This is a genomic window from Achromobacter pestifer (assembly GCF_013267355.1).
Taxonomy (GTDB): domain Bacteria; phylum Pseudomonadota; class Gammaproteobacteria; order Burkholderiales; family Burkholderiaceae_B; genus Achromobacter; species Achromobacter pestifer_A.
In genome coordinates, this window is sequence record NZ_CP053985.1 from 1,822,643 (window position 1) to 1,838,688 (window position 16,046).

The following is a 16,046-nucleotide window of genomic DNA, read 5'->3' on the forward strand; positions in this document are numbered from 1 at the left end:
CCGGCGTCACGCGCCGTGGCCCAGAACGGTCACCGCGGCGCCGTCCGTCACCCGTTGCAAGCCCGACACCACCAGTTGGTCGCCCGCCGCCACCCCGGTCAGGATCTCGACGCGGCCCTCGCGGCGCTCGCCGATGGTGACCTCGCGCCGCTGCGCCACGCCGTCCTGGATCCGGTAGACATATTGGGTCGCGCCCGAGGGCGACAGCGCGGCTTCCGGCGCGACCAGCGCCTTGTCCTGGCTGAACTGCAATTGCACGCGGGCGAACATGCCTGGCCGCAGCACCGCGTCCTTGTTGGCGACCGTGGCGCGCAACAGGATGGAACGCCCGCCCGCGTCGACCAGGGGGCTGACCGCATAGACCACGCCCGGGCGCTCCTGGCCCGGCAGCGCATCCATGCGCAGCGTCAGCGGCTGGCCCACGCCCACTTTGCTCAAGTACATCTCGGGCACGCGGAAGTCCACCTTGAGCGGATCGATCGCCTCCAACGGGGCCAGGTCCTGGCCCTGGTTGACGTAGTCGCCCACGGACACGCTGCGCAAGCCCGCAATGCCGCCGAACGGCGCCGAGATCGTCATCTTGTCCAGCCGCGCCTGCGCCAGCGCCACGGCGGCTTCCTGCACCTTCAGCGTGCTGGCGGATTCGTCACGGGCCTGCTGGCTGACGAAGCCCTTGCCCTGCAGCTCCACCGAACGCCGGTAGTGGCTTTGGGCCAGGGTCAGGTTGGCGCGCGCCTGGGCCAGCTCGGCGCGCGGCACGGAATCGTCCAGGCGGATCAGCACGTCGCCGCGCTTGACCGGCTGGCCTTCCTTGAAATCGATGGACTGGATGCGGCCCGCGACCTCGGGCCGCAGCACCACGGACTCGTCGGAGCGCAGGCTGCCCACGGCCGAAATGCCGCGCGCGAAAGGAATTTCCTTGACGACGGCCACTTCGACCCGGACAGGCGCGGCGCGCGTGACCAAGGGCGCTTCAACGGCGCCGGGTTGCGGACTGACGGTTCCGAACGCGAGCCAGCGCGGCACAAAAACGCCGAGCGCGGCCCCCGCGGCCAACCCTGCCGCTACGGCGGCGAGCAGTACTGCTTTTTTCATGCGCGAATGTGGCGGTATTGCGGCGCGGGCCTGGCGTGCCCCCACGCGGACTGCGCCGCAGGAACTGGAATGAGGGTTGGCACTTTAGCACCCGGATTTACATACTGGAACAATCCTGAAGCCGGATGAAAGAACTAAATCCGCCCCAAAGGGCGGATTTGAGGGTATATCCCGATGCCGTCAGCCCCGCTTGGCCGATTCCACGCCCAGATTGGCCAATTGGTCGGCCCGTTCGTTGCCGGGATCGCCCGCGTGTCCGCGGACCCAGCGCCAGGACACCGTATGGCGCTGCACCTGTTCGTCCAGCAGCTGCCACAGTTCGACGTTCTTGACCGGCTTCTTGTCGGCCGTCATCCAGCCGCGCCGCTTCCAGTTGGCCAGCCATTCGGTCATGCCCTTCATCACGTACTGGGAGTCCGTATGAATGGTGACCGTGCATGGGCGCTTGAGCGCGCGCAGGCCCTGGATGACCGCCAGCAGTTCCATCCGGTTGTTGGTGGTCTGGAGTTCGCCGCCGTGCAGCGTCTTTTCGTGGCCGCCGGCGCGCATCAGCACGCCCCAGCCGCCCGGACCGGGATTGCCCTTGCAGGCGCCGTCGGTCCACATTTCCACTTTCTGCTCGTTCGCTTTTTCGTCCTGCATGGTGCTGCCTGGTATTCCTTGCTAAATAATTTGGCCCCGCGGCGCGGGGCCATGCCTTCAAGAGCCGTCGTCCACATGGCGGTTGACCACCACCGACGCGGCGCGGGCGCGCTTGGGCTTGGCCTTCTTCCAGGCCGGCCCAATGATACGCATGCCGGCCACCCGCTTGACGGCAGACACCAGATAGACCGCGCCGCCCACGCTCCACCAGCGGGCGCCCGCCGACTCCAGGAAGGACCAGCGCTGCAGCCATTTTTCGCTGCGGCAGGCCGGCGCGTAGCAGCCGAACTGGCTGGCCTCGACCTCCAGCGACAGCAGCTTGAACCAGTCCTTCAGGCGCGGCAAGGACACCTGGGACGATGGCGGCTGCGGCAGCCAGGGCTCCATGCCGGGCATGCGGGTGCGCGCCCCCCACATGCTCCAGGGATTGAAGCCCGAGATCACCACCCGCCCTTCCGGCACCAGCACGCGTTCGACCTCGCGCAGCACGTTATGCGGCTCTTGCGCGCACTCGAAGGCATGCGGCAGGATCAGCAGATCCACGCTCTGGGATTCGAACGGCAGGGCCTCCGGCTCGGCCAGCACCACCCGCGACTGCCAACCGGCCGCGCTCTCGGCGGACGGGGTCTCGGTGCCCACATAGCCTTTGAAGGGCATGCGGTTGGCGCGCAGCAGATTCATGTCCGCCAGGCCCACCTGCCAGGCGTAATATCCGAACACGTCCGCGACAGCCGCGTCGAACTGCGCCCGCTCCCAGGCCAGGACGTATTGTCCCGGCGGCGTCTGGAACCATTCGGCCAGTTCTACAATCGGCGGAGTATCTTCTGCCACGTTCTATTCCTTCGAATCCCATGCAAGCCTTGACCGCCCCCACAGGCGGCCGCGATCGCAACGCCGCGGTCTTGCCTCTACCCGCCTTCAACGACAACTACATCTGGGCCATCGTCCGCGGCGGCGAAGCCGCCGTGGTGGACCCCGGCGATGCCGGCCCGGTGCTGCAATGGCTGGCCCAGAACGGCTTGAGACTGCGCGCCATTCTACTCACGCACCATCACGGCGACCATGTGGGCGGTGTTCCGGAATTGTCCCGCATCGAGGGCATTACCGTATACGGCCCCGCGCAGGAACAACTGCCGCGCTGCGACGTGCGTCTGGCGCAGGGCGACCGCGTGGCGATCCCGGAACTGGATCTGGACCTGGCCGTGCTGGATGTGCCCGGACACACGGCCGGCCACATCGCCTACTTCGGCCGCGCGGCCGGCCTGGAGCCGGTTCTGTTCTGTGGCGACACCCTGTTTGCGGGCGGTTGCGGCCGTCTTTTCGAAGGCACTCCGGCGCAAATGCATGATTCTTTAGGGAAATTTGCTGTTTTACCGCCAGATACACAGGTTTTTTGCGCACACGAGTACACTCTAGCGAACTTGCGCTGGGCCTTGGCAGTCGATCCGGCCAACCGCAGCCTGCAACAGTGGCACCAGCAGGCCCAGCAATTACGAGCAGAAGGTCTTCCCACGCTTCCGTCCACCATCGGGCAGGAACGCGCGGCCAATCCGTTTTTGCGCACGCAAGAAGTTGAGGTCGTCCACGCCGCAGAGCGCTGGGCCGGCCACAGCCACGCTACGCCGGTAGAGGTTTTTGCCTCCCTTCGTGAATGGAAGAACGATTTCAAGTGACAACCTGATGAATCTATCCCGACTCCTTCTGCCGCTCATGCTGGCAGTCCTCGCCGGTTGCGCAGGAACCAAAGCCCCCGATAGCAAGAACCTCACCACCAATTCCCAAGGGCGATACATCGCCCGCGACACGTCCCGGACGGTGGATCTGACCAACCCGCCCGCCGACGCCTGGGACCGCATCCGCCGCGGTTTCGCCATCCCCAACCTGAACACCGACCTCTCGCAGCAGTGGACCGACTATTACGCGTCCCACCCCGAGGCAGTGCAGCGCATGGCGGAACGGGCCGGCAAGTACCTGTATTTCATCGTCGACGAGATCAACCGCCGCGGCCTGCCGACCGAACTGGCGCTGCTGCCCTTCGTCGAAAGCGCCTACAACCCGACCGCGCTGTCGCGCGCCCAGGCTTCGGGCCTGTGGCAGTTCGTGCCGGCCACCGGCCAGCACTTCAACCTGAAGCAGGACTGGTGGCGCGACGAGCGCCGCGACCCCATCGCCTCGACCAACGCGGCGCTGGACTACCTGGAAAAGCTGTTTGAAATGCAGGGCGACTGGTACCTGGCGCTGGCCTCGTACAACTGGGGCGAAGGCTCGGTGCAGCGTGCCATGGCCAAGAACGAAGCGGCCGGCCAGGGCACGGACTACCTGTCCCTGAACATGCCCGACGAAACCCGCAACTACGTGCCCAAGCTGCAGGCCATCAAGAACATCATCGCCGATCCGCAACGCTATGCGGTGGCCCTGCCGCCGGTGGGCAACACGCCCTACTTCGTGACGGTGCAGAAGAACAGCGACATCGACCTGGAAATCGCCGCCAAGCTGGCCGAAATGCCGCTGGACGAATTCAAGGCGCTGAACCCCTCGTTCAACCGCCCCGTGATCCGCGGCGACCACGGCCCCACCCTGCTGCTGCCGGCCGACCGCGTCGAGATCTTCAACGCCAACCTGACCAACTACAAGGGCGACCTCAGCGCCTGGAAGATCTACCACTCGCGCCGCGGCGAATCCTACGCCTCGATCGCCAAGCGTTTCGGCGTGAGCGAAGCCACGCTGCGCCAGACCAACGACATCGGTTCGCGCCAGAAATCCGCGTCCGGCCAATCCCTGCTGGTGCCTGGCGATCCCGGCACGGGCGGCGTGCAGCTGGCCTCGCTGGCCACGCCGGTGGGCGCGCTGGACTCGGCGCCGTCGGACAACAAGGCCGCCGCCCCGCGCGGCCGCGCCGCCCAGGCGCCGGCCGCGCGCGTGGCCAGCGCCCGCCCCAATGTCCGCACCCACAAGGTGCGCCAGGGCGATACGCTGTTCTCGCTGGCCAAGCAATACGGCACCTCGGTCGACGCGCTGCGCGCGCTCAACAACATCAAGGGCAGCGCCCTGAAGGTGGGCTCGCAGCTGCGCGTGCCGGGCACCAACGCCCGCGGCTGATCGCGGCAGGAACAAAAAAAGACGTGCCATGAAGCACCCCAAAAGTTGGACTAATGTCCGACTTCTGGGGTGTTTCATTCTCTGTGGGCGATATTTCTGTAGAGTTGTGCACGCTACTTACGCGATTGGCCGTGAAACCACGTGCCGTCGAGCACAGGCCCAATAAGTTGCGCACGGGGATGACTCCGCAATAGGTTGCGAGGTTCGCTTGCCGCGACCCCACTGCCCCTCCTTAGGCTTGTTTTATAGCGAAATTAGTGAAATTATGTGTTTACGATAATTTTTATAATTTCCGTACATATGAACCCCGTCCTGAACCCCTATGCACCTGGCGCGGGCAGCCCGCCTCCCGAGCTAGCGGGACGTGACGACATCCGCGAGGGAGTGCGCGTGTGTTTGGAACGCCTAAAGCTGGGCAGACAAGCCAAGAGCGTCTTGTTGCTCGGCCTTCGTGGCGTCGGAAAGACCGTTCTTTTGGACAAGATGCGCTCGGATGCGGAAGAAAGAGGCACGCACACCGTCCGCATCGAAGCTCCGGAGAATAAGTCGTTGCCAGCACTGCTGGCCCCCCAACTCCGCCTGGCCCTGTTGCGCTTGAGCAGAGTGGAGGCCGCCAAGGATGTCGCGATCAGGGGTCTAAGGGGCCTGGCTGGCTTCGCAAAGAGGCTCAAAGTATCGTTTGCCGACATCGAAGTCGGCTTCGATTACGAACCAGAACCCGGCCTTGCCGATAACGGCGACTTAGAAGAGGATCTTGCTGCACTCCTTGAGCAAGTTGGGCGTGCTGCCCAAGCCGCGAATACCGTGGTCGCCCTCTTCATTGATGAACTCCAATACGTTGAAGAGGCGCAACTTGCGGCGCTGATCTCGGCGCTACACCGATGCGCTCAACAGCAGTTGCCCGTTACCTTGATCGGTGCGGGACTACCCCAGCTGCGCGGTCGCATGGGCCAGGCAAAGTCTTATGCGGAACGACTGTTTAATTTTGCCGAGATTGGCGCGTTAAGCAAGGCTGATGCAACGTTGGCCATCAACGTGCCGGCCAATAACGAGAACGTCGAAATTGAGCCAGCAGCCATCGATGCGATCATTGCCGTAACTCAAGGGTATCCGTACTTCCTGCAAGAGTGGGGAAAATGCGCGTGGGATGTGGCAGATGCCAGCCCGATCACTGCGGAGGACGTCGAGAATGCGTCACGCGAGGCTATCGCGGCATTGGATGAAGGCTTTTTTCGCGTCCGATTCGATCGCCTTACGCCGGCCGAAAAAAAGTATTTACGCGCCATGGCGGATTTAGGGCCGGGCCCTCATAGATCCGGTGATATCGCGCAGCAGCTAGGGCGGCCCGTTGCGTCCTTCGGTCCCGTTCGTGGCTCCCTGATTGTCAAAGGCATGATCTGGAGCCCGACACATGGCGACACAGCGTTTACGGTCCCCACTTTTGACGAATTCATGAAACGCATCATGCCCGGAGACGGCTGGCAGACTAACTGAGGCCAATATTTCGATAGGCTTCATGGGGGTCTATCCTTGAAGACAGCCCCCGAACTGTATCCTAACGCCCAACACCCGCGAACTGCGCGCTCCATTGCGCCAGCTGGCCTGCCGTAACGCCCACGCCGCCGCACAGGATGACCGCCACCGAGCGGGCGTTCTTCAGGAATTCCGAACCGCTGTCCAGCGCCGCCACCGAGGCGCCGCAGGCGGGCTCGACCAGGATGCGGTGCTCCAGCAGCACGTCCTCGCAGGCCGCCACCGCGGCGGCGTCCGACACCACCACGCTCTCGATGCGGTGCTCCTTCGCCAAGTCCACGGCGCGGTCGCAGACCTGCCGCGCGCCCAATGAGGTCGCAATGGACCGGATCTCGGGCAACAACACCGGCGCCCCCGCGCCCAGGGCCTGGGCATAGGAGTCGGCGCCCGCCGTCTCGGCCGCAATCACCGGGACCTCGGCCCAGCCATTGCGCCGCAAGCCCTCGACCACACCGCACAGCAGGCCGCCGCCGCCGACCGAACAGATGACCGCATCCGGCCGGCCGCCCTGCCGGGCCAGCTCGTCGATCATGGTCGCGTGGCCCTCCCACAGCAAGGGGTCGTCGAAGGGATGCAGGAACGCGTCCGCCTCGGTCATGAGTTCCAGCGCGCGAGCGTTGGCCTCCATCCAGGAGGCGCCATGCACGATGACTTCCGCGCCCTCGGAACGGATCAGGCTCTTGGCGCGCTCCGAGGTCGTGGCCGGCACCACCACCGTCACCGGCGTGGCCAGCATGCGGCCGGCGTAGGCCACCGCATAGCCGGCGTTGCCGCCCGACGAGGAAATGAAGCGCCGGGCGCCGCGGGATTTGTAGATCTGGCAGGCATGGCCTATGCCGCGGGCCTTGAACGAGCCGCTGGGCTGCAGCGCCTCCATCTTCAGGCGCACGTCCTTGCCGCTGCGCAGGGAGAAGGCGCGGGATGCGAGCGCCGGGGTTTCGATATGGATTGCCATGTTCTGTGTTCTGAAAAAGTGAATCGGGTCGCGGCCTCAGGCCGCACTGGCCACCACGCAGCAGACGTTGCCCGGCACGACGATGCCGGGATGCCGCTTGGCGAAGACGACGCCGCTGGTTCCGTAAACCAGTTCGACCGGCGCGCGCCGCGGATCGAAGGTCTGGTGGATGCGCCCTGCGGGCTGGCCGGCCTCAACCGCCTCTCCATGCCGATGATAGGCCTCGAACACGCCTCGTTCCGAGGCGATGACGTAGGACTTGGCCCCGGAGACCTTGAACAAAGCCGCAGGCTGCGCCGCGGGCGGCTGGGCACAGGCCTGGTCCAGCACGCCCCAGTGCGCCAGCACGCGCTGCGCGCCGGCGCGGCATAGCGCGAGCGCGCTGTCCGTCACGGTGCCGCGCCCCGCCATCTCGGTGCTGACGCAGGTGAGTCCTGCCGCCACCGCCGTGGCGACGCTGGTGCGCGTGTCGCCCAACGTGTCCAGCAGCACGTTGAATGGCGCGCCGAAGGCCATCACGGCATCGATATTGCGCTGGGTCTGCTCCGCATCCTGCGAAGGCTGGACCAGGGCGCTGGGAATGATGTCCAGGGACGAACCGCCCGAATGCAGGCTCAGGAACGCGTCGCCGCGCGAGAACAGCTCGTCGCTGACGTAGGCGGCGATCTGTTCCGTGATGCTGCCCGCATGGTCGCCGGGAAACGTGCGGTTCAGGTTCTTGCCGTCCAGCGGCGAGGTGCGCAGGCCGGCTTCCGCAGCCGGCGCGTTGAGCGCAGGCATGACGATCAGCCGGCCGCGGATGCGCTCCAGAGGCAGGTCGCGGATGAATTCGCCCAGCACGATCTGGCCTTCGTACTCGTCGCCATGGTTGCCGCCTTCCAGGATGACGGTGGGGCCGTCGCCGTTCGCCAGCACCGCCATGGGTATGCGCACCGTGCCCCAGGCGTCGTCGTGGGGCGACTGCGGAATATGCAGGAAGCCCGCCTGGCGTCCGGACGCGTCGAAATCGATGTCGGTGAACGCCGTCGCGCACTGCGGGTTGCGCGCCGGCAGATGCGAGACCTGCCGGTCACGCAATGGCGGCGACTCGCGGAATGTCGGTTTCGTCATAGACCTTTTGGGTATACGTTATGGGTATAAAGTGGAAAATATAGGTATTCAACGCAGCAGTAACAAATACTTTTGTTGCGCATTACGTATGCCCGGGAGGCATGGCATGGAGTTGAGGCAGTTGCGCTATTTCGCGGCCGTGTGCGCGGCCGGCAGCGTGGCGGGCGCGGCCAAGGCCTTGCATATCGCCCAGCCCGCCCTGTCGCGCCAGATGATGGCGCTGGAAGCGCAGTTCGGCGCGCAGTTGCTGGTGCGGCTGCCGCGCGGCGTGGCGCTCACGCGGGCCGGCGAGGCCCTGCTCGCTCAGGCGAAGCTGATGCTGGCGGGTGCCGAAGCCCTGCGGGCGCAGGTGGCGCTGGCGGCCAACGGCAAGGCGGGCTCGCTGAAGATCGGCGTCATGCCCGGCTACAGCTGGCTGCCCGGCCTGGGGCAGGCGATCGCGGCCCTGTCGCGCGCCTCGCCCGATACCGACGTGCAGCTGGAATCCGGCCTATCGGCCTGGCAGCTGGATGCGATCAAGCGCCACGAGCTGGACGCGGGCGTGGTCGCCTGGCGCTCTCCGCTCGACGGTGAAATCGAAGGCATGAAGATCTATGAAGACCGCATGGTCCTGGCCATGCCGGCGGCGGTGGCGCGCAGCGTCGGCAGGATCCGCACGCTCAAGGACCTGGCTGGGCAGAGGTTCATCCTGTTTCCGCGCGCCGGGTCGCCCTCGCACTATGACGCGCTGGTCCGCATCCTGAAGGCCGCCGGCATTCCGCTGACGCGCCCGGCCGCCGTGGCGACCGACCTTCCCACCATCCTGGGCCTGGTGTCGGCCGGACTGGGCTGCGCCATCATTCCCGCGTCGTTCCGGCTGCATGGCCCGGCCAGCGTGGTCTTCAAGGAAATCGGCGGCATAGACCTGACATTCGATCTGGAGCTGGTCTGGCGCGCCGACCAGCGCGATCCGCTGCTCGCCAGCTTCGTGCGCCTGTTCCCGCCGCCCGGAAAGCCGGCCTGAGGCGCGATCCGGGCGGATCGGCCCTCAGGGATTTTCATATCGCGAAACCGCGCAAACTCCTTAAAATAGGCGGTCTCCAGAGGGAAAAAATCAAAGGATAGAAATATGGGCTTTCTCGCCGGCAAGCGCATCCTGGTCACCGGGGTGCTTTCCAACCGATCCATCGCCTACGGCATCGCGCGCGCCTGTCACCAGCAAGGCGCCGAACTGGCGTTCACCTACGTGGGCGACCGCTTCAAGGACCGCGTGGGCGAATTCGCCGCTGAATTCGGCAGCAATATCGTGCTGCCTTGCGATGTGGCCGAAGACAGCCAGATCGAAGGCGCCTTCGCCGAGCTCGGCCAGCACTGGGACGGCCTGGACGGCCTGGTGCACTCCATCGGCTTTGCGCCACGCGAAGCCATCGCCGGGAACTTCCTGGACGGCCTGTCGCGCGAAGGCTTTCGCATCGCGCACGATATCTCGGCCTACAGCTTCGCCGCCATGGCCAAGGCCGCCCTGCCCCTGATGGAAGGCCGCAATGGCTCCGTGCTGACGCTGACCTACCTGGGCGCCGAGCGCGTGGTCCCGAACTACAACACCATGGGCCTGGCCAAGGCCTCGCTGGAAGCCAGCGTGCGCTACCTGGCGACCGCGCTGGGCCCGCGCGGCATCCGCGCCAACGGCATTTCCGCCGGCCCCATCAAGACGCTGGCCGCCAGCGGCATCAAGGACTTTTCGGCCATCCTGAAGTTCGTGGAAGCCCAGGCGCCGCTGCGCCGCAACGTCACCATCGAAGACGTGGGCAACGTCGCCGCCTTCATGCTGTCGGACCTGGCCGCGGGCGTGACGGGCGAGATCACCCACGTGGACGCCGGTTTCTCGACCATCGTCCCGGGCATGGAAGACTGAATCCGCGCGCGGCGGGGCCACTTGGCCCCGGCCGCGGCAGCCGGCCTGTTCAGGCCGCCTGCACCACCACGGTGGACACTTGCACGTCCACCGCCGTCATCAGCTTGTGCACCGGGCACTTCTCGGCCACTGCCAGCAGTTCGTCGATCTGCGCGTCGGACAGCTCGCCGTTCAGCGTCAGCTTGGCCGTCAGGCGGTAGATCCCCTTGCGCTCCTCGCCGGCATCGCGCACCACTTCCACCCCCACCGATTCCAGCGGCAGGCCCTTGCGCTGCGCGTAGACCATCAAGGTCATGGCCTTGCAGCCGCCCAGCGCGGTATCGAAGTAGTCGTGCGGATCGGGGCCGGCGCCGGCAGGCTGGGGCATGTCCAGCGGCAGATCGTGGCCTTCGGCCGTGGCGGTGAATTGCAGCGTGTTGGGCGCATTCTGGCGCACGCGGATGCTCATGGGTCCTGTCTCCTGGTAACGGGTCCTGGCGGGCGGCCGCCGCGGCCGCCCCAGACCACGTTGTATCACCTGGCAGGCGCTCCCAGGACGTGGCCGGCGCAAGCAACTGACTGTAAGCTGAACTTCTGGCCCCGAGGCCGGTCGGATATCTCTATCCGCAATACCTGAGCAAACTTTAAGGGGGCCGCATGAGCGCCAGACAACTCCTCGATCAACTGCTGCAGTCCGGGCAAGGGCTGCTGTCGGACACCACCAACCGCGTGCAGAACGCCACGGGCGGCAAGGGTTCGTCCTTCCTGACCGGCCTGGGCGGCGGTGCGCTGGGCGCGGGCGCCCTCGGGCTGCTGCTGGGCAGCAAGAAGGCCCGCAAAATCGGCGGCAAGGTCGCCATGTACGGCGGCATGGCAGCGCTGGGCGCCCTGGCCTACCGCGCCTATGGCGACTGGCAGCGCAGCCAGGCCGGCGCGCCCACGGCTCCTCCGCAGACGCTGGACCGCCTGCCCGCGCCCCAGGCCGAGCAGCACAGCACGGCGGTGCTGACCGCCATGATCGGCGCGGCCAAGGCCGACGGCCACATCGGCCCGGAAGAACGCGCCCTGCTCGAGACCGAACTCTCCAAGCTGTCGTCCGACGCCCAGGACCGCCGCTGGCTCGAGACCGAGCTGTCGCGCCCACTGGATCCGTCCGTGATCGCGCAAGCCGCGCAGACCCCGGAAATGGCGGCCGAGATGTACCTGGCCAGCCTGCTGGTGGTGGACGAGGAAAGCTATATGGAGCGCGCCTATCTGGACGAACTGGCGCGCCAGCTCAAGCTGCAGCCGGGCCTGAAGGAACAGCTGGAACAGCACGCCCGGGCCGCCGCGGCCTGAGGCCAGCCTGCGCCCCGCTCAGTCGGCGCGCAGGCCGATCGCCTGCGTCAAGGCGGTGTAGCGGTCGATATCCGCATCGATCATGGCCTGGAATTCACGCGGCGTGCTGCTGGCGGGCGTAAAGCCCTGTTCGCGCAGCGCCGCCTGCACATCGGGGCGCTGGACGATTTTCGCCACCGCCGCATTCAGCTTGGCCACCACCGCGGGCGGCGTGGCCGCCGGCGCCAGCAAGCCATGCCATTGGTCCAACGCGTAGCCGGGCACGCCCTGCTCGGCCACCGTCGGCACCGACGGCAACAGCGGCGAACGCGCGGGCGACGTCACCGCCAAGGCCCGCAATTTTCCGGCTGCGATCAGGGGCGCGGCGCTGGACGCGGTAACCACGCCCATCCCGACCTGGCCCGCGGTCACGTCGGTGAGCGCCGGCCCGCAACCCTTGTAGGGCACGTGCTGCAAGGGCGCGCCCGTGGCGCGCGCCAGCATTTCGCCGGCCAGGTGCTGCGGCGTGCCGTTGCCGCAGGACGCGAAGGGCAGCGGCCGGTCCGGCGTGGCGGCGGCCAGCGCATCGTCCAGGCTGCGCCAGGACGAAACCGCTGGCACCACGTACACCGAAGGCACGAAGGCCACGTTGATGACCGCCGCAAAATCCTGCTTGGGCGCGAAGCCCAGGTTGCTGTAGACCCCCGGATTGATCGCAAACGAACTGTTGACCATCAGCAGCGTATGGCCATCGGCCGGCGCTTCAGCCACCACGCGGGCGCCAATGTTGCCGCTGGCCCCTGGACGGTTTTCCACCACCACCGCCATGCCCAGTTGTTCCTGCAGGCTGGCGCCGATACGGCGCGCCAGCAGGTCGGTGCCGCCGCCCGGCGGAAACGTCACCACGATGGTGATCGGGTGCGAGGGATACGCAACGTCCTTGGGCGCTTCGCCCGAGGGCGAGTTGCCGCAGGCGGCCAGGGGCAAAACCAGAAATGCAAGAACAGAGCTGAGCAGGCGATTCATGATGCGGGCTTGCAAGCGTCCCTGCGCGGCATGCGCGCGCGGACATGGGCAATGCCGGCCAGCGGCCGGCGGAAAGATCAAGCGTCCAGGCCGATGTCGAGCACCTTGGCGCTGTGGGTGATCCAGCCCACCGCGATCTGGTCCACCCCGGTGGCCGCCACCGCGGCGGCGGTTTCGGGCGTGATGCGGCCCGAGGCTTCAGTAATGGCGCGGCCGCGCGCCATGGCCACCGCGCGGCGCAGATCGTCCAGGCTCATGTTGTCCAGCAACACCACGTCCACGCCCAGGGACAGGGCCGTTTCCAGCTGTTCCAGCGTGTCCACTTCCAGTTCGATCTTGACCATGTGGCCGACGCCGGCGCGCGCCCGCTCGACCGCCGTGGCGACCCCGCCCGCCAGCGCGATGTGGTTGTCCTTGATCAGCACCGCGTCGTCCAGGCCGTGGCGATGATTGCTGCCGCCGCCCACGCGCACCGCGTACTTCTGCACGGCACGCAGGCCCGGCATGGTCTTGCGGGTGCAGGTGACGCGGGCGCCGTAGCCTTCGATGGCGCGGGCGATGGAAGCGGTGGCGCTGGCCACGCCGCTCAGATGGCACAGGAAATTCAGCGCCACGCGCTCGGCCGTCAGCATGGCGCGCGCGTTGCCGCTGATGCGGGCGATTTCCGTCCCCGGCTGCAGCTCGCTGCCGTCGCGCAGCGCGACCTCGAACTTGATGGCCGGATCCATGGCGCGAAACGCCAGGCGCGCGAGGTCCAGCCCGGCCAGCACGCCCTCCTGGCGCGCCACCAGGCGGGTCTGCGCCGTGGCGTCGGCGGGCACGATGGCATCGGTGGTCAGGTCGCCTGCGCGCCCCAGGTCTTCGAGCAAGGCCGCGCGCACCAACGGCTCCAGCATGACTTCCGGCAGAGGGGGAACGGGCAGTCGGGCAATGGTCAGAGGCGCTTCGGCTTTAATGCTCATTTTGAGTATTTACCAGTTAAAAAAAGGCGCGCGAGGATTGCGCACCACTTATGCTAGAGACGAGCATAAAGCTTGTCAAGCGTCACATGGCCCGCGACAACGGCAACTTGCTCCCCGCGATAGCGCGCTCCAGCAGCACATCGCGACGAAAACGGAACAGCTTGGCCGGCCTGCCAGCCGTGCCCGTGGCCATTTCGCCGGTCTCTTCGACCAGCGCCTGCTGCTCGATGAGGCGGCGGAAATTCTGCTTGTGCAGGCCGCGCCCGGCCAGCGCTTCCACGGCCAGCTGCAATTGCAGCAAGGTGAACTGCGCGGGCATCAATTCGAACACCACGGGCCGGTATTTGATCTTGGCGCGCAGCCGCGCGATGCCCGTGGCCAGGATGCGGCGGTGGTCGTGGCGCATCGGTTCGCCCGGCACCACCGCGCCCTTGCCCCCGCGCCGCGCCGCCTCGGGCACCAGCCCGGCTTCGAACAGCAGTTCGTAGCGCTGCAACACCATGTCTTCGTTCCACGGCGAGCCGTCCAGCCCGAAGGTGATGGCGGCGCGCTGGCGGCGGCGCGTGCGCACCGCTGCATCCGAACTGTCTTCGCACCAGGCGGCCAGGCGCGGCACGATCAGTTCTGCCACCAGCGCGGGCGTGCCCGTGCGCTGGTCTTCCCAGGGGAAATAGCGGTACCAGTCCTGCCAGCCGACTTGCGCCACGCCGGTTTCGCCGGCCTCGCGCGTCAGGCCCAGGTAGCTGACCGACATCACGCGCGCGCCCGATTCATCGGAGCGGTCGCCGTCGGCGAAGGTGTAGAGCTGCTCCACATACCCCAGAGGATGATGGGTCTGCTCCTCCACCCAGGCGCGCAGACCGGCCTGCAGCGAACGGTGCGACAGTTTGAAGGGACCGGCCGGCAAGGCGCGCGCATCGTCGGTCGTCAGCACCCGCGGCTCGCCGTTGGTGACGGCGACCAGCACGGCAACGAGTTCAGCATGGACGGAGCGTTCGACGGATTCAGTCAAGGTAGGCGTATGGAAAGTGAGAAACCGGGCGCTTTGCCGCAAACCGCGAGGCGCTGGAAATTATAAGGTTGGGGCTGCTGCAACAGCCCCTTGCAAACGTGACAGGCATTCATGCTCCCGGACCCGCGCACCGTCCTAAGATGGAAGTGGCAATCAGGCGCGTCGCCCTCCCGGGACGCCCGCAAGCGGAGCAGACATCATGTTGAAAACCGCCCCCGATCCACAGACGGCCAAGACCGCCGAAACGGAACAAACCGTCGCCATCGACCCGCGCAAAGGCACCGAAATCCTGCCGATGGCGGACCACAGCAAGGAGGTCGCCGGCATGCCGCGGCGCGGACGCGCCATCGCGGAACCCGGCGAGCCCGGCATCATCACCCCCGAAGATGACGTGCTGGACACTTCCTACGAAAACCGCAAGAGCTGAGTCCGCGCCCCGCGCGATGGCGAGATGATACGCGAGCCCGGGCGCGGTCCGGGCCGCGCTCAGGCCGCGCCCGGCTGCGCCTGGAATCCGCGCGCCAGGATCTCCACGAAGGCCTCCGTCACCGACGACGGCGCCGTCTGCGCGGGATAGGCCATGCTGACCCGGACCGGCAGGCGCGGCGTGAATGGCCGTATCGCCAAGCGGTCCGCGAATACGGCCGCGATGTAGGGATTGACCACGCCCAGGCCGCTGCCGGCGGCGGCCAGCGCGCAGATGGTGGACGAATACGTGGTCTCGATCTCCGAGGCGGGCTGCGCCCGGTGTTCCTGCATGGCGCCGCGCAGCTGCAGATAGACGTCGTCATCCGCGTTCAGCACCAGCAGGCGGCGCCCGTCCAGGTCCATGATGCCAACCGATGGCTGCGCGGCCAGCGGATGGTCCGGCCGCATCACGCAGACCGCCGCGCTGTCATGCAAGCCCTGCAGTTCCAGCTGTGCGCCATCCATGGGCGCCGTGGTCACCACCAGGTCGTAGGTGCCGTGCAGCAGCCCTTCCCGCAGATACTGGCTGCCCACGGTCTGCATGTTGATGTGGACCTCGGGATAGCGCTGCGCGAAAGTCTCGATCGCGGCAGGCAGCACGCCCAGGCCCAGCGCCGGCGTGCAGGCCAGCCGCAGCACGCCGCTGCCGCTGCGCCGCATGGCCGCGACGCGGTCCTCGATGCGTTCCAGGCCCACGAAATGCCGCTGTACGGTGTCGAACAGATCCTTGGCCTCGCGCGTGGGTCGCAAGCGTCCGCGCTCCATGTCGAACAGCTTCAGGCCGCTGGCCTGCTGCACCTGCGCCAGCAGCCGGCTGACCGAGGGCTGGGTGGTGCGCAGCATCTGCGCCGCGCCCGTGGTGGTGCCGGCCAGCATGACCGCGTGGAAGGCTTCGATCTGGCGGAAATTCAGGGGTCGGCTCATAGCGCGGCAATGTATAGCAAACCTGCATAG

General features: G+C 66.8%; 17 protein-coding genes. 7 read left to right on the forward strand and 10 right to left on the reverse strand.

The window, feature by feature from the left end; all coding sequences use genetic code 11:
* Positions 1-6 precede the first annotated feature (6 nt).
* The 3 genes from FOC84_RS08890 to FOC84_RS08900 all read right to left on the reverse strand — a co-directional run bounded on the left by FOC84_RS08890 (position 7) and on the right by FOC84_RS08900 (position 2,568).
* A complete protein-coding gene (locus FOC84_RS08890; protein ID WP_173144096.1) occupies positions 7-1,095 on the reverse strand; it encodes an efflux RND transporter periplasmic adaptor subunit in 1,089 nt (362 codons plus the stop codon).
* A gap of 180 nt (positions 1,096-1,275) precedes the next feature.
* Positions 1,276-1,737 carry a ribonuclease HI gene (rnhA, locus tag FOC84_RS08895; protein WP_173144097.1) on the reverse strand — a complete coding sequence of 154 codons (462 nt, stop codon included), beginning with the start codon at positions 1,735-1,737 and terminating at the stop codon, positions 1,276-1,278.
* Positions 1,738-1,794: 57 nt separating this feature from the next.
* Positions 1,795-2,568 carry a class I SAM-dependent methyltransferase gene (locus FOC84_RS08900; protein WP_173144098.1) on the reverse strand — a complete coding sequence of 258 codons (774 nt, stop codon included), beginning with the start codon at positions 2,566-2,568 and terminating at the stop codon, positions 1,795-1,797.
* A 20-nt stretch (positions 2,569-2,588) separates the two neighbouring features.
* Between FOC84_RS08900 and gloB the strand changes: the two genes are divergently transcribed.
* The 3 genes from gloB to FOC84_RS08915 all read left to right on the forward strand — a co-directional run bounded on the left by gloB (position 2,589) and on the right by FOC84_RS08915 (position 6,330).
* Positions 2,589-3,410 (forward strand): hydroxyacylglutathione hydrolase, encoded by an 822-nt coding sequence (gloB, locus tag FOC84_RS08905; protein WP_173144099.1) that lies wholly within the window; start codon positions 2,589-2,591, stop codon positions 3,408-3,410.
* Between the two features lie 7 nt (positions 3,411-3,417).
* Positions 3,418-4,836, forward strand: a complete 1,419-nt coding sequence (locus tag FOC84_RS08910) for a transglycosylase SLT domain-containing protein (RefSeq protein WP_173144100.1) — start codon at positions 3,418-3,420, stop codon at positions 4,834-4,836.
* Positions 4,837-5,136: 300 nt separating this feature from the next.
* Positions 5,137-6,330: an ATP-binding protein gene (locus FOC84_RS08915; protein ID WP_173144101.1), complete on the forward strand. Its 1,194-nt coding sequence runs from the start codon at positions 5,137-5,139 to the stop codon at positions 6,328-6,330.
* 61 nt (positions 6,331-6,391) lie between these two features.
* Here FOC84_RS08915 and FOC84_RS08920 read toward each other — a convergent pair whose 3' ends face one another.
* Positions 6,392-7,324, reverse strand: a complete 933-nt coding sequence (locus FOC84_RS08920; RefSeq protein ID WP_173144102.1) for a pyridoxal-phosphate dependent enzyme — start codon at positions 7,322-7,324, stop codon at positions 6,392-6,394.
* 36 nt (positions 7,325-7,360) lie between these two features.
* A complete protein-coding gene (locus FOC84_RS08925) occupies positions 7,361-8,434 on the reverse strand; it encodes a succinylglutamate desuccinylase/aspartoacylase family protein (protein WP_173144103.1) in 1,074 nt (357 codons plus the stop codon).
* Between the two features lie 106 nt (positions 8,435-8,540).
* Here FOC84_RS08925 and FOC84_RS08930 point away from each other — a divergent pair, with 106 nt between their 5' ends.
* Positions 8,541-9,437 carry a LysR family transcriptional regulator gene (locus FOC84_RS08930; RefSeq protein ID WP_173144104.1) on the forward strand — a complete coding sequence of 299 codons (897 nt, stop codon included), beginning with the start codon at positions 8,541-8,543 and terminating at the stop codon, positions 9,435-9,437.
* A 105-nt stretch (positions 9,438-9,542) separates the two neighbouring features.
* Positions 9,543-10,328, forward strand: coding sequence for an enoyl-ACP reductase FabI (gene fabI, locus FOC84_RS08935; RefSeq protein ID WP_173144105.1), 786 nt, complete (start codon positions 9,543-9,545; stop codon positions 10,326-10,328).
* A gap of 49 nt (positions 10,329-10,377) precedes the next feature.
* Here fabI and FOC84_RS08940 read toward each other — a convergent pair whose 3' ends face one another.
* Complete coding sequence (locus FOC84_RS08940; protein ID WP_173144106.1) at positions 10,378-10,776, reverse strand: OsmC family protein; 399 nt, start codon at positions 10,774-10,776, stop codon at positions 10,378-10,380.
* Positions 10,777-10,964: 188 nt separating this feature from the next.
* Here FOC84_RS08940 and FOC84_RS08945 point away from each other — a divergent pair, with 188 nt between their 5' ends.
* Positions 10,965-11,645, forward strand: a complete 681-nt coding sequence (locus tag FOC84_RS08945; RefSeq protein WP_173144107.1) for a tellurite resistance TerB family protein — start codon at positions 10,965-10,967, stop codon at positions 11,643-11,645.
* An 18-nt stretch (positions 11,646-11,663) separates the two neighbouring features.
* Here the strand turns inward: FOC84_RS08945 and FOC84_RS08950 are convergent, their stop codons facing one another.
* From FOC84_RS08950 to FOC84_RS08960, 3 genes are all read right to left on the reverse strand, one after another.
* Complete coding sequence (locus FOC84_RS08950) at positions 11,664-12,650, reverse strand: tripartite tricarboxylate transporter substrate binding protein (protein WP_173144108.1); 987 nt, start codon at positions 12,648-12,650, stop codon at positions 11,664-11,666.
* A gap of 77 nt (positions 12,651-12,727) precedes the next feature.
* Positions 12,728-13,612, reverse strand: coding sequence for a carboxylating nicotinate-nucleotide diphosphorylase (gene nadC, locus FOC84_RS08955; RefSeq protein ID WP_173144109.1), 885 nt, complete (start codon positions 13,610-13,612; stop codon positions 12,728-12,730).
* A gap of 82 nt (positions 13,613-13,694) precedes the next feature.
* Positions 13,695-14,624, reverse strand: a complete 930-nt coding sequence (locus FOC84_RS08960) for an NUDIX hydrolase (protein ID WP_173144110.1) — start codon at positions 14,622-14,624, stop codon at positions 13,695-13,697.
* A gap of 199 nt (positions 14,625-14,823) precedes the next feature.
* Here FOC84_RS08960 and FOC84_RS08965 point away from each other — a divergent pair, with 199 nt between their 5' ends.
* Complete coding sequence (locus FOC84_RS08965) at positions 14,824-15,051, forward strand: hypothetical protein (protein WP_173144111.1); 228 nt, start codon at positions 14,824-14,826, stop codon at positions 15,049-15,051.
* Between the two features lie 59 nt (positions 15,052-15,110).
* Here the strand turns inward: FOC84_RS08965 and FOC84_RS08970 are convergent, their stop codons facing one another.
* Positions 15,111-16,016 carry a LysR substrate-binding domain-containing protein gene (locus FOC84_RS08970; protein ID WP_173144112.1) on the reverse strand — a complete coding sequence of 302 codons (906 nt, stop codon included), beginning with the start codon at positions 16,014-16,016 and terminating at the stop codon, positions 15,111-15,113.
* Positions 16,017-16,046 lie beyond the last annotated feature (30 nt).